This window comes from Pseudoalteromonas sp. Z9A6 (assembly GCF_011378805.1).
In the GTDB taxonomy this organism is placed as follows: domain Bacteria; phylum Pseudomonadota; class Gammaproteobacteria; order Enterobacterales; family Alteromonadaceae; genus Pseudoalteromonas; species Pseudoalteromonas distincta.
In genome coordinates, this window is record NZ_WTKZ01000040.1 from 1 (window position 1) to 12,879 (window position 12,879).

General features: G+C 40.5%; 14 protein-coding genes and 1 pseudogene. 1 reads left to right on the forward strand and 14 read right to left on the reverse strand.

Annotated features, from left to right (window positions below):
• A pseudogene (locus GQR53_RS14250) lies at positions 1-277 on the forward strand (endonuclease III); the annotation flags it as partial.
• A gap of 460 nt (positions 278-737) precedes the next feature.
• Here the strand turns inward: GQR53_RS14250 and GQR53_RS14255 are convergent.
• The 14 genes from GQR53_RS14255 to GQR53_RS14320 form a co-directional block, all read right to left on the reverse strand.
• Complete coding sequence (locus GQR53_RS14255) at positions 738-3,236, reverse strand: host specificity factor TipJ family phage tail protein (protein WP_165744261.1); 2,499 nt, start codon at positions 3,234-3,236, stop codon at positions 738-740.
• A complete protein-coding gene (locus GQR53_RS14260; protein ID WP_165744262.1) occupies positions 3,220-3,615 on the reverse strand; it encodes a C40 family peptidase in 396 nt (131 codons plus the stop codon). The genes GQR53_RS14255 and GQR53_RS14260 overlap by 17 nt, the downstream gene beginning before the upstream one ends.
• Positions 3,616-3,622: 7 nt before the next feature.
• Entirely contained in the window at positions 3,623-4,114 is a 492-nt protein-coding gene (locus tag GQR53_RS14265) for a DUF1833 family protein (RefSeq protein ID WP_165744263.1), read from the reverse strand.
• A 569-nt stretch (positions 4,115-4,683) separates the two neighbouring features.
• A complete protein-coding gene (locus GQR53_RS14270) occupies positions 4,684-5,412 on the reverse strand; it encodes a hypothetical protein (protein ID WP_165744264.1) in 729 nt (242 codons plus the stop codon).
• Entirely contained in the window at positions 5,412-7,211 is a 1,800-nt protein-coding gene (locus GQR53_RS14275; RefSeq protein ID WP_165744265.1) for a hypothetical protein, read from the reverse strand. Before GQR53_RS14275 ends, GQR53_RS14270 begins: the two co-directional genes overlap by 1 nt.
• Positions 7,212-7,679: a hypothetical protein gene (locus tag GQR53_RS14280; protein WP_165744266.1), complete on the reverse strand. Its 468-nt coding sequence runs from the start codon at positions 7,677-7,679 to the stop codon at positions 7,212-7,214.
• Positions 7,680-7,682: 3 nt separating this feature from the next.
• Positions 7,683-9,995: a hypothetical protein gene (locus GQR53_RS14285; RefSeq protein ID WP_165744267.1), complete on the reverse strand. Its 2,313-nt coding sequence runs from the start codon at positions 9,993-9,995 to the stop codon at positions 7,683-7,685.
• 2 nt (positions 9,996-9,997) lie between these two features.
• On the reverse strand, positions 9,998-10,192 hold the full coding sequence (locus GQR53_RS14290) for a hypothetical protein (protein WP_165744268.1): 195 nt from the start codon (positions 10,190-10,192) through the stop codon (positions 9,998-10,000).
• A gap of 44 nt (positions 10,193-10,236) precedes the next feature.
• Positions 10,237-10,572, reverse strand: coding sequence for a hypothetical protein (locus tag GQR53_RS14295; protein WP_165744269.1), 336 nt, complete (start codon positions 10,570-10,572; stop codon positions 10,237-10,239).
• A complete protein-coding gene (locus GQR53_RS14300; protein WP_165744270.1) occupies positions 10,573-11,037 on the reverse strand; it encodes a hypothetical protein in 465 nt (154 codons plus the stop codon). It lies immediately after the preceding gene.
• A gap of 2 nt (positions 11,038-11,039) precedes the next feature.
• Positions 11,040-11,438: a hypothetical protein gene (locus GQR53_RS14305; protein ID WP_165744271.1), complete on the reverse strand. Its 399-nt coding sequence runs from the start codon at positions 11,436-11,438 to the stop codon at positions 11,040-11,042.
• A 2-nt stretch (positions 11,439-11,440) separates the two neighbouring features.
• Positions 11,441-11,941 carry an HK97-gp10 family putative phage morphogenesis protein gene (locus GQR53_RS14310; protein ID WP_165744272.1) on the reverse strand — a complete coding sequence of 167 codons (501 nt, stop codon included), beginning with the start codon at positions 11,939-11,941 and terminating at the stop codon, positions 11,441-11,443.
• Entirely contained in the window at positions 11,934-12,263 is a 330-nt protein-coding gene (locus tag GQR53_RS14315) for a phage head closure protein (RefSeq protein WP_165744273.1), read from the reverse strand. The genes GQR53_RS14310 and GQR53_RS14315 overlap by 8 nt, the downstream gene beginning before the upstream one ends.
• Positions 12,260-12,874, reverse strand: coding sequence for a head-tail connector protein (locus tag GQR53_RS14320; RefSeq protein ID WP_165744274.1), 615 nt, complete (start codon positions 12,872-12,874; stop codon positions 12,260-12,262). The genes GQR53_RS14315 and GQR53_RS14320 overlap by 4 nt, the downstream gene beginning before the upstream one ends.
• Positions 12,875-12,879: the final 5 nt, after the last annotated feature.

Sequence of the window (12,879 nt, forward strand, 5' to 3'; positions counted from 1 at the left end):
CTTTGGCTGGACGAAAGATAACGAAGGTAGATACTTTATAGCGGTAGATACTCACATCCAACGCCTTGCAAACCGCACTGGTTACGCTAAAGGCAAAACGGTTGAGCAAACAGAACAAGCCATAATAAAAAATACACCAAATAAAAAAGAGTTTATGTTTAACCTGCATCATTGGTTTATTTTACATGGTCGCTATACGTGTACGGCGAGAAAGCCTAAATGTGGGAGTTGTATTATTGAAGATTTATGTGATTACAAAGAAAAAACTGAAGCTTAAATAAGAAGTTGAAAATGAAATGGGTTTGCTAATTAGCATTGGTATTCTATTACCGGTGGAATGAAGAAAAGCAGAGCTTTAGCTACTGCTTCTCTGATAATTAAAAAGTCACTTTTTATTGAGCTAACTAATTACTTACACCACAATATATAAAAATTAGCATTGCTACTTTTAATGAGCATCATTAATCTAACTTTATTAATCGGAATAGACTTATTCTTTTTGAATCGATAGGTAAATACGAACTGATTACTGCTTTTAAAAGTATCGGTTTTTTGATCTAACAAACACTTAAAGTATGTAACGAGACTAACCAGTGCTAATGAGAATAAATTGGCTGCTACAGAAGTGATAAAGTCCATTTTTAAATCCTTTTGAAATTATAGGCCGTCATTGGCCATTACGCACTGAAAACCTATTCAGTGCGTTTTAGACCTAAAAATATAGTAAAAGTTCAGTTTCATAAAATAGGCGCTAGACTGTCGTCATCCAAATAAACTCGGTCATCGTCTAAATCTGCTGTAACGCTTACTTTATCTATTGATGATGGTTTAATATCTCGAATTATCACCCCATTACACCACCGTGTATTTATTCCAAACATGTATAACGGTGGTTCCATTGTACCGTTTAAGGTAGCTTGAAAATCTAGGTCGCGATCAATAATAACTTCGTTAATAGCACTGCCTTTAGTGGCATTATACGGGCCTGATAACGTGCCATCTGGTTTTCTTAGCGCCAATATATGGGGTTCACCGGTTTGCCAGATTAGGTTTTCATTATCGATAAATATTGAACGGCCATTTATAAACTGTACTCGCCCTGTTTGCTCATAGCCTGGTATGTCGTCAGCCAATGCGCAGTAATCTAGGTACCGTGAGTTCAAGGCGTCCATTTCTGTTTTAAAATCAAATCGTGTACGGCGGTACCTTCGCGTGCGACGTTTACGCATACCATACTGATATGCCTTATCTCGGCTTGTAATACCAAATGCTCTTACTTTTTCAGGGTTAATACCCTGGTCTTCAGGCAATAAACAAATTACGGTTTCTGACTTCCATGTAATGGGTGAAAAGTACTCTACCTCAACACCATCTGGCTCGTCGTCATCTATCAAACTAATGCTTCGATCTAACTGGCCTATGTAGTTATCAGGCTGATACATATGCTTGTATATAGTCCGCTTTTGGTCCCTTACCGGTATGATCCGACCAAAATCAATCGTTGGCTCTGCAAATCCTACGGCTAAAACTCGTTTAAGTGTTTCAAATATAGTGCTGGCACTGTCGAATACAGCATTAAACTCATCTCCCCGGGCATGCCAAATTGAATGTAATGCATTGGCCTCATCTAATCCTATTTTATTATCACTATGGCCTGAACTTTTTATTACATGAGCAAAAAATGGGGCTATATCGGTTGTTGGTTTTGGCTCTGTCCATGCGCCATTCTCGTAAATAGGTAATTTTCGAGTAGCTATAAGGTTAAACTTATTTTCTGCTGAGCCTGCTAATGCATTGGTACCTCTAATTTTTACGGCTATTGTTGTCATGCCTTCATAGCGTGTTGCGCTTTCAAGCTCTGACTTTAGAGACGTCCAGTAAATTTCATCGTATATTCGAGTATCGTCATTTGCCGCAGTGATTCGTTTAACGCGCACCTCTGGCCGTATTTTTGTAGGTATATCTACAGACACAGTGCGGCCTAATTGATCGTTTGTAGAGTTAGTAAAGGTAATGGTATCTACTGGTGTCCAACTAAGCGCGCCATCGTCTCGATATTCTATTTTTAACGCCACTGTGCGGCTTAAAAAATTACCGTTATCATCTAGTTCACCAAGGCCTCTGGGGAGTGAAAAGTCTAACCATAACTTATTAGTTTTCTCACCTTTTGGACACGCAAAGAACGGCCCATTAAACTGGCCGTCACCGCCACTATTTTCAACATTCACATTTGCATGTGAGTCGCTTTCAGTTATAAAACCAGTCCAATTTGGATCATCTTGAAATTGGCCATCTACTTTTTTTACAGTGCTGCCATTTCTACCTTTTTCAATGAGTTTATAATAGCCATCGTTTTGATTTTCGAGTGAAAATTGAACAGTAAGAATTTCGCCTATATCGAATGGTGGCATAACTAAGTAACGGATATACCCGCCAAGCTCTGGTTCGTACTCAACCATATACACTTTTATTTTATCGTCTATAAACGTGTAATCGTAAACGCTGTTACTACCACCTGAGTTAGTTACTTTACCCTTTAGTTCTATGCCATTTGTACCGGCTGTTGAGCCAACCTCACTTGATGTATATACATTTCGGTGCGCTTCATGAGTTGTAACATCTTCGCCTGGGCCAAATACTTGATAATCAACATCGCCTACATATCTATTTACAGGTGTGTTTCCTATGGTTATTTCCTGAGGTAATATTTCGTATTCCCCCTTACCCACACACAGCATTAAATAAAGCCATTGTTCATTATTAATGTATTCGCGGCGTGGCATAGTCAAATAATCTGGGAAGATTAAGTGACGCCCAGCACCTTCGGGAATAACTCCCATTAGCCGTGGTTTATTACCTTGCGTATTTATATCATAAATACTGCTACCATCAGGTGTTGTTGAGTTGTAGTTATCGGGTATTTGATTAGCCGCATAAACAGCAACGCCAATCGCAATTACAGCAATAACCGCGTAGGCGATTGTGATTGGGTCCTTTGCTTCAACAACCAGCTTTATATCATCACCGCGCTTAAACTTATAAATTGTCCATTCGCTTGGTAATACATGCTCTCCGTTGATGTTGACGCTAAAAAGAGGCTCTTCACGATCATCGTAAGCGGGTACGTTTACTTGTAACCAACTACTTAGTGTTTGACCTGTATATCCGGTGCAGGGTTCATACAATGCTAAATCAAGTTTATTGGGATAAACTTTTAGCTCAACCTGTGTACTCATAAAACTTAACCTCAAAAAATAACCGCTTAAAGTCTGCGATTTTAACAATAGACGGGCCTTTCCTTCGTGATGTATGCAGTATTTGCAGCTGACCATCAACCAACACACACAAACCCATATGGATTAAACTTTGCCCTCGAAACCCACACGCAATAGCCTGCTCTTTAGGCTGGCAAGGTTTGAATTGATCAACTATTTGGGTGTATGAGTGAGTAAGGTTTGTTTTGTCGTCTGGGCTTACATGGCCGAAGGATTTAAATAATGGTTTATTAAACACGTTGTGTAGCACAAGGCGTGACTGGCCCCAACAATCTAGACCAGTCATATCTCGACCACCATCAACGTAAGGTACGCTTAGGTAATCTTCTATTTTATGCATGGGGGTTTTAGCTAAAGTATTTTAAGCCGGGGGCTATATTGGGAGTATAACGGTCACGTGGCCATGCTTTGTTAACCAAGTCATGAAATGAGGCAACCACATTAACGCGTTGTGCATTAGCTTTAACGTCTACGGCGGTCATTTCAACAGGTGGCTCGGCTGGTTCATCTAAATAACTCGCCGTGAATACACGGTAAATCACTTTAATAGTGTCACCCGCATCAATCGCGCCTTGTAATTTAGTTAAAACTTCGCCTGTGACATTATCGAGTTGAAATTGTAAATCTTGCCGGCCTTTTACTGAGCGAGCAGGAAGAGAAACCCCCATACCGCTTGCAGTAAAGGTAACAAATTCACCGGTTTCAATTCCAGCGGTGACATCATCAAACCCTTCACATATACGAATGACACCCTGAGAATCAGCGTACAACTCTAATGTGTGAATGGGTAAATCGCCAGCTGGGGCGCTGGCGTATATTTTTTGGAGTACTATAGACATGATTTATCTTATTTACCATTTAATCTTACAGTTAACTTGTCGGAAATGAGTCTTCTCCCGCTGTTTGTGAGGTGAAGTTCATCTATTAGATACCCTAAATATGTAGTTTCGTAAATCCCGCTCTCATAGTACATATCTATACTCTCTTGATGCTTTGCTTTACACGCTGCTTTTAATACATCCGCAAGTACATTCACACTGAAATTGTAAGCGATACCTGAACGAGTGAAATCCATAGTGTTAGGGTAGGTCGAAGTACTCACCAAAATACGATATGTCACTTGAAAACGGTTAGCTTACTTAAGCTATACTTAATTACTTCAAGGTTTCTCCCAGTACCTACATTTGATACACCTAATTGGTAGTTGGAAGCTTCCTCACGCATGAGCAATACAGAATATTTAGTGTAAAATAGTTAGAGTGAGAAAAGCCGCTAAGTAAAAAGGGAAATAAAATTCCAGATATTCAGGCAATAATAACAGTGGTTTTAGTTTGTGGCTTTTATTTATACGAGTACATGTTGACCGCTGATTCTATAAGTTTGGTTGCTTTTTCAGTATCATTAATGATTAAAGTTTATCAGAGTAATAACTATCAACCCAATTGAACACTTCGTCAATTTCAGTAGAGGTTAACACATCATTAAATATGGACGTATGGAGATACTCTATCGTTGTCGGTTCATTTGGGTAATTGTTAATGAAGATAGTGTCACCATCCGTTATATTAAATGATCCACTTGCTACTGACTCCTTTACAGTACCTTCGGAATAGACCCTAATCTTAATGTCACCGCTTGTCGCGTCCATTACACCGACAATAAACATAAGGGTATCTTGTTGTGCATTGAGTGATGAGGCTGTTGTAAACCCAGTGTCATCACCAAAGACACTTAGCTTACCAAGCGCTCTTGTAGTATCAACTGACAGTGTTATTAAAAACTGTCCCTCGTATGGATTTAACCCAGTGCTGGTATTGTTACTAGTTATCACTCCTTGACTTGTTGAAGTTGCCCCTTGCGGTACTTTAACATAAGCACAGAAAGTCATTTTTTGACTGGTCACTAAATCAGTTGAGTATTTTGATTGGTACGGAAGTGATAGTGAGTAGCTGTTGATTACACTATCCAAGCCACTAAGTTTCGCACCAATCTTATTACTCTTTTTTAAGCCTGTAAAATCGGGTACATCACTACCATAAAATCTAGCTGCAGTTAATTTGTTAAAGTGTGGGTAAAACGCATTACCCAGAGAGTTGGCTGAAAAATCAGCCCCTTTTATTACTAGTGATAAACTCATTATATTATTTCCTCAAAAAGTAAAGACCAATTATGTAGTGGGTACACTACCCCATCTAGTGTTGTGGTTTCAGATAGGCCGTCACTATCTCTTAAGCAGCCACCATAAACAATTACTTCATCATCCCTGTTTCTCATTCTCAGGCCGTAACCAACAGTTGCATTGCCAACAATGTCACGACTTAGGCTCAAACTTACATAACCGTAATCGGATATGGAAACACTAGTGATAGTTATGCTACCTGTATCGTCTGTAACATAAAAACCGTCCCCATCAACAGTGCCGTAAGTGTCTCTATCTATAACAATACCTTTTCTATTATAGTTTAGTATAACTTTACCACCATAATGTGAAACACCAGTGCATCTCAGTGGCTCCCAGTTCTTACCATCAATTATGATTCTTTTATACGCAAGTCCATAGTATGCACCAGACAATGCCATACCTACATTATTCAAGTGGACACCTGCATTTGGTTTCATTGGCAGTGCGTACTCAGGGAAAACAACATGAATGTTTGGGTGTCTATCAGATGCTATTAACTGTGCTCGTCTAACACCAGTATCCTCCTGTATTTGCCATGTAAATAATTTCATGTCGTTTCTTTGTCCAGTTGCAGCTTTACAATAATCGTTCATCCAGTCATACATAGATATCGTAGCATCGTAGTAATCTTGTGAAGTCATTTGGTTATTAGCCTCTCCTTGAGTGAAACTTACAGCTTTAACGTTAAATGATTTATTATTTTGATTTGAGTATGAAACTCCGAAATCAATATCTCTTTTAAACCTAACTGCTGTACTATCGTTACCCACGGAAGGTATGCCACTCCCTCCCATAGCTGCTTTAAACGTATACATCTGGTTTAACTCACTAACACTCAGCCCTGAGTCATTAAGTATCATTTTTGACACTTGATTGCATGCGTTTAACCCCGTCCATTCGTAACCAGTCGCTATATCTTCCGCAAGAGGGATCATACCTATTGGAACTGCCGAGTTTGTCGATACGCTGCCCGTATCGTACACTGGTATTATATTTTTATACTCCTGTACTGTGCTTATTGGCGGGTCTGTAATACCCAAATCACCAGCCGCATTGCTTTGGCCCATAGTTGGAAAGCAATCTATCTCAGCATTTGGTGATTGTTGGTATATTGTTGAGGATGTTCCAATCTCACCATCTTGTGTTGAGAAGCCGTTCGCCATAACACCGTCTTTAGTGACTGCAAATATCATTTCTCCAGATGAATCAGTTAATGAGTATAAGAAAGGAGATTCCAATTGTTGATTTAAGCCGCTGCTAACAGGATCTGTAGTTTCTAACGTTTTGAATTTAGCATTACCAGCAAACTCTAACTCATTAGAATTGGCGCTTAATATTGTCTCTCCTGACTCATCACTTAGTGTAAAATCCTTTTTTGAAATGTGTTCTTTTACGGGTATATTGTGTATCGCTTCGGCGCTAGGGTAACTTTTTATGTATTCAGCACTATCATTATCGTTTTTATACAAATCTAAATAACTGTCATCATCATCACTCACAACACTAAAAAACTGTCCATCTGTAGTGGCTGCAATCCCCGCTGCAGTAGTTGCGTATTTCACAGCATCAATATCTGCAGCAGCATCTAAAACTAATTGCACTTTTGCAGTGACTTCATCAAGCGTCTTTTTCTGTACGCTTGGCTGTACTTTGCCGTTAATGTCTACAGTGGTGGTTTCGTCACCTTGTAGAACTTGGTTTAACTGCTCTACTGCTGTGCTGAGTTGCTCAACTAGGGTTAAATAATTAGCCATTTAATTTTCCAAATATTTGTTCATTGAATTAGTTACGGATGCTGCAAATGTCTCTGCTGTAAGTGGAGTGAGTAATAGATTTACCATTACCTCCTCACTTATTACTTGTCGTTTTTTAATCTCGATATTAGCGCTGTAGTTCCAAAAACCGCCGTTAAAGCTGGCAGATTCAAGCGGGTTTTTAATAAATCTTGCATCGTGTTCTATTAATCCTTGTGGGGTTAAAACGGGCATTACAAACCAGTTAACGGCGTTGCTTATGCCATGCGTTACAAAGCCTTCTAGTATTGATGCCTGGTCTTTATTTAATTTCCAGCTTGCTGTCATAACGGTAGGAACCGAATGAAAGCGTTGGCGAACACGGGCGCTGCCGCTGGCCATTTGTGTGCGTAGTAAATTAGAGTTTTGTGATAGGCCGTAACTTGATAAAAGAGGTAATCGCAGGCCTTTTGGATAGTTAATTAACATGGCTTATATCCCCTGCCTTTGTAATCCATAGCTTAATTCGAGTACAGAGGATGCCTCGCCACCTTCGCGGATATTACTGACAAACACGTCAATCACGTCTTTACCAGATAAGCCATTACTTTTACTCTGCGTACCGGCGCGTGATGCATCTTCAATAATATTAACCGTGACACTTGAGCCGAGGTTTTGACCTTTAGTGTGATCTACAACTGTTTCTTGAGGATGGACAATGGCGTACATTCCCCCTTTACCATCTACCCCTCCTATACGTGGGCCATCACCGGTGTAACCACCTCCATCGAACGAGGCCATAGTACTGGCAGCTGATGCAATTGCAGCTGCTGCAAACGGTTGAGTTATAGCCTCTGCCGCCGCAGCTGCCCCTGGCGCTAAAGCTGGTCCTATAATTGGAATAGCGGCTGTTGAAGCAAATGCATTTATAGCAGCTAAATGCGCACCGGCTTGAGCTTGTCCGGTAACTTGTGTGAGGTAACTTACTGATTTAGCTTTACCAAGTGTTGCCTCTAAGGCCCATAAAACTAGGCGCTGAGTTCCAATCTCAACTAAAGACTGCACAACAGACTTAGAAAAACCAACTGCAATATTTTTTACTAAATTACCAAAGCCTTCCCACTCATAAATAGCGTTAGTAATATTACTGGACATATTTTGGCTAAAACTTGTTAGCGTATCAGCCCAAAGTTGATCTGTATTTTCAGCAGTTGTACGAATAGACTCTGCATAGTTCGTCCAAAAGTCGTTATTTTGCTCTGCTAAATTACCTTTATGCTGAGCTTCTAATTGCTCTTTAGCTAAACGATATTCACTTTCAATTTCTGTTGTTACTAAATTTTTATCTCGTAGCAACTGAAACTCTTGCTCCATTTGTGTGATTTTTCTTTCGTACCTACGGTTTTCAAGTTCTACTTCTTTGCCTTCAAACTCTAATTGAGCATCAAATATTTGTTGATATTGATTACGGGCCGCATCAATTAATTTTTGAGCTTTTTCATCAATAGCCTTAGGGTCTTCTTTTAATAATAAATCGCTTAACCCTGGCTTTTTCGAGTCATTCACCTGCTTTTCAGCAGCGGTTTGAAATTTAGTTTGTACGTCGGCAACCCAGCCATTAATAACTTCAGATTTAAGCGGTTCCATTAGTGATTTTTTAAAGTCATCCTGTGCCAGCTCTAAATTTTTTAATGCCTGTGAACCAATACTATCAAGCGTTTTAAAGCCCTCTGCCTTACCTAGTTTATTTAGCTCGGTTAATGCCGACTTTGCAGAGTCACCAATGCCTGGTATATGCTGTGAAAGCTCTAATACTTTTCTAATTGGGTATAAAAGACCGTTAGTAATACTATTAGCAAATGGAACAATCCCTTTATTTACTACAAATGCTAGCCCCTCCCATAGTGCTGCAGAAAAGCCCATAGCAACAACTTTGGCACCTTTAAAGAGTATATTTATACCTTGTACGCCATCGGCCATAACACCAATTACACTCGTTACCTTACCTATTGCTTGTTGTGCAACTTGGCCAAAACCGCCGGCTTCTTTTGCGTTTTCAATAAACAGTTCTGAAATAGCGCCAACAATAGGCGCCATTTCTATTGCTAAGGTTTGCCCAAAGCTATGCGTTGTTTTTTGCGCTTTATCGAGTGCGTCATTAGCCATTTCTACTTTAGCCGCATCAACACGTGTAAATGTCATGCCTAGCGCGTCGGCTTCTTCCATCATGGCTGTTATGCCATCTGCACCGGCGTCCATTACGTTGATCATCTTAGCGCCCGACTTACCCATTAAACTTTGCGCTAGGTAAACTTTTTGGCTTTGGTCTTCAACATTTTTTAGCTTGTCGGCAATAACTTTAAATTGCTCTTCAGGCGCTAAGCCTTGTAAATCTTTAACCGATAAACCTAATCCATCAAGGGCATATTTGGCCTCGCCTGTGCCCGTTTGCCCCACTTGGCCTAAGTTTTTTTGCATGGTTTGCAGTGACTTATTTAGCTCCTCATTAGACGCGCCATATAAATTAGCAGCATGCTGTAAACCGCCTAATGCCTGAGTAGTAATACCCAAGCGGTCAGCTGTTTTTGCTTGCTGATCTATAAATGCTGCATTTTTAGCATAAATAGCAGTAAGAGCAGCAACACCCGCCACCCCAAACCCAGCCATAACTTTGCTGCTAGCGTTAACCATCTTGCGGGTTTTATCTGCCCACGATTTAGTGTTTTTATTGGCTTTATTGAGCTCAGCAGTCAGCTTTGCACTTTTACCAATTAAATCTATGGTGAGTGTTGCAATTGATGCCATTGTTACTTTCTCTTTTGTTTACGCCAAGGACAGGTATTTAAAAACGCTTCGGATTCTCGGCGCTTTTTCTCTTGTGCGATTTTGCGCTGCTCGCTTCTATCAAAAGTAAGCCCCATTTTAATACTTTGATGTACTAGTCGAAGTTCAAGCTCTTCAGGGCATAGGCGGTTTCTAAGGTCGTAAATAGAGCAACCCAAGTTATCTGCTAAGTTGCAGAGCGCTTGTAACTCGGGCTGCTCTTTTAGTTTTTTTCAGTAGCTTCGAGGTGTTCTTGCTCTAGCTTCATAAAAAACAAACCTGTGGTATGAATCATTCCAAGCTGCTGCACATCTAATAAATTAGGTAATTTAGCGGCTTCTTTGTCGTTAAACACACCATGGAGCATGTAATAAGTATTTCGCTGGGCTAGTTTTTCTAACTTTTTAGGGTTTATTTCTTGGTCACTAAACATTTCACGTGCTTTGGCTTCTTCAACAGCCGGCAAACGATGTAATAGTATTTTGCCTACACTAGGCACTTCAAAGTGGCGGGTCGATGTTGCCAGTTTGCCCGCCATTATTTGCTCTGCAGTAATCATTTACACACCCGCCGGTAATGTTGAGAACACAACTTGTTGTAGCTTGCCAATACAGGCAAACATCTGCTTACCTGAGTCTTTACCCGATTCGCCACTAAAGTAGTCATGCGGTAAATACACAACGTCTTGCACTTCGCCACTGGCACGAGTCACCTTAATAGTGATAGGTGTACCGGCTTTTACTAATTCGCAAAACGGCTTTTGGTCTGCATCAGCCGGCTTATGGCGAAAAACCAGCTCAAAGTCTTGGTCTTCAGGGAGTGCTTTTTCGCTATAGCTGCGGTTTTCTGCTGCTATGTCGGTATCATCTTCGTATACCTTGCCTGAATTAATTTGTGGGATCACATCGAGCCCAGGCAAAAAGGTATCAACAGTGCCTATACCGGTTGAGCAAAACTGTAGTGTTGAATTATGTGAATCAACCGTATCAGCGGCTGGTGTACTTACAGGAGTTGGAGCTGGCATGTTTATACCTCGTTATTTAGGTTGTGGTAATAAAAAATGTATTCGTATGACTCACGGTATAACCCTGAGCCGGTTTCAAAATCGGGTATGCGGTTTTGTTTAAGAGCGAGTTGCACATTTACGCTGCTATCACTAAAACCTTGTTTGTTAAATATGTTTGCAAGTTCTTTGGCTATGGCTTTGGCCGTTTCTGGTGAAGTGCTGTAGCAGTCAAACTGAATAAGCGCTTCGCTCTGGCTATCTTCCAAGTGAACTTCTATTGGGGTTTGGTCTGTTATTAATTGCAATAACACATAGTTATCGTTTGAGTTATGGCTAGTTGTAAAATGTAAGCGCCTTGCAATTAACGAACTTAAAGCAGCAGATTGCAGGGCTTTGTTACGAATGCTGTTTTCTATCATCGTTATTTATACTTTTTAGCTATGCGGCGCTGCGCTAAATCAATACGTTTAGCTAAACCACGATTAATAACAACCACAACTTGGTTTGTTCTTTTGCTAAAGGCCTGGCGAATAAATGGCTGAGCTTTATGTTTATTTGTGCCGTATTCAACTTGCACAACATAAGGCACCTTAAATACGCCAACACGCACAAGTGATACAACGCCTTTACTAAAGCGCCTGGTGGTAGCGCCCGATCTATTAGTGCTAGCGCGTACTTTTATACGCGACTTTAAAAAGCCCGGGCGAATATCAACCTTTTGGCCCCCTTTAGTTTTTACTACGCGAGCAAAGTCAGACTCGGGCGCATTACGCTGCATGCCTTGCTGATATTTAATAGCGCCGTCTTTAATGGCACTAGTCATTATTCCGGTCGCTTTTTTAGCCCCTATTTCTTTACCAATATTAAGTAATGCCTGCTCCATTTTTTTAAGGCCCGATATATCAATACCTGCATTAAGCATGAGTGATCTCCTTAACAGCGATAATGGTTAATGTGTTGGCAAAATCTTTATTGACGGGTGCACCAATTATTTCAAACGTTCTTTGTTTATAGGTGATTTGGTGTGTAGAGGTTATTTTGCTACTGTAGCGGCATGTAATTGAATGCGTTAACTCGCCCATTAACTGGCCGCTTTGCTCAAGTTCTTTAGCTGCACCGGTTTGTATTTTTACCCATTTATAAAATTCATGTTGATAGCTATTAGTGTTATAGCCATCATCTGATTTGGTGTTTTTGCCAAAGCTAGCTTTGCAATTAAATTGCCCGGCGGGTAGCGACTTCATAGCAGTTCAACTGCGAGTTCGTTAGCAATAGACTTAAATGCGTTTGGCATATCGTAAAGTTGCACCGGTGCTGTGTCTTCACGGTTACGAAACCAATCGGCTACTAAAACCATAATGGCCTGCTTTGAAAGCTCGTATTTATCTTGGTCTATAATATTGCTGGCATCGATGCTGGTACCCTCATTTATAGAAGTTGCATGACCAAATACACATTCAATTTGCACGGCATCAACTACCTTAAAGCCCACTGCAGGCCAGTTGCCTCCCAATTTTGGTGTAATAGTGGCGGTTAATCCGTGGTCAACAATGCGATACTCGGCAGGGTCAATAGTGACGAGCTGCCCTAGCTTATCAATATATTTAATCGACGATATGCTCCGAAGAGGTGTATAAGGCAGCACAATTTGATTACAAAATTTAGGCATTGCAAATTGCCATGTTTGTTCTACGAGCAAACGGCCTGTGCGTTGCTCAAAGCGTTTACGCGCTCTGGGTACTAAGCTTTTTAAGTAATCGTAATGGTCATCATCTGCATTGGTATGCTGTGCTAACTCATCAATAGTTATGGGCTCAATAGTGGGTGCCTGTATTACTTTTCGGAGCATGTTCATTGTTG

Excerpts from the sequence above, each read along its gene's own strand:
- GQR53_RS14280 (WP_165744266.1), bottom strand. The coding sequence starts at position 7,679 with ATGTTAATTAACTATCCAAAAGGCCTGCGATTACCTCTTTTATCAAGT.
- GQR53_RS14285 (WP_165744267.1), bottom strand. The coding sequence starts at position 9,995 with ATGGCATCAATTGCAACACTCACCATAGATTTAATTGGTAAAAGTGCA.
- GQR53_RS14310 (WP_165744272.1), bottom strand. The coding sequence starts at position 11,941 with ATGCTTAATGCAGGTATTGATATATCGGGCCTTAAAAAAATGGAGCAG.
- GQR53_RS14265 (WP_165744263.1), bottom strand. The coding sequence starts at position 4,114 with ATGTCTATAGTACTCCAAAAAATATACGCCAGCGCCCCAGCTGGCGAT.
- GQR53_RS14260 (WP_165744262.1), bottom strand. The coding sequence starts at position 3,615 with ATGCATAAAATAGAAGATTACCTAAGCGTACCTTACGTTGATGGTGGT.
- GQR53_RS14295 (WP_165744269.1), bottom strand. The coding sequence starts at position 10,572 with ATGATTACTGCAGAGCAAATAATGGCGGGCAAACTGGCAACATCGACC.
- GQR53_RS14255 (WP_165744261.1), bottom strand. The coding sequence starts at position 3,236 with ATGAGTACACAGGTTGAGCTAAAAGTTTATCCCAATAAACTTGATTTA.
- GQR53_RS14315 (WP_165744273.1), bottom strand. The coding sequence starts at position 12,263 with ATGAAGTCGCTACCCGCCGGGCAATTTAATTGCAAAGCTAGCTTTGGC.
- GQR53_RS14270 (WP_165744264.1), bottom strand. The coding sequence starts at position 5,412 with ATGAGTTTATCACTAGTAATAAAAGGGGCTGATTTTTCAGCCAACTCT.
- GQR53_RS14300 (WP_165744270.1), bottom strand. The coding sequence starts at position 11,037 with ATGCCAGCTCCAACTCCTGTAAGTACACCAGCCGCTGATACGGTTGAT.
- GQR53_RS14320 (WP_165744274.1), bottom strand. The coding sequence starts at position 12,874 with ATGAACATGCTCCGAAAAGTAATACAGGCACCCACTATTGAGCCCATA.
- GQR53_RS14275 (WP_165744265.1), bottom strand. The coding sequence starts at position 7,211 with ATGGCTAATTATTTAACCCTAGTTGAGCAACTCAGCACAGCAGTAGAG.
- GQR53_RS14305 (WP_165744271.1), bottom strand. The coding sequence starts at position 11,438 with ATGATAGAAAACAGCATTCGTAACAAAGCCCTGCAATCTGCTGCTTTA.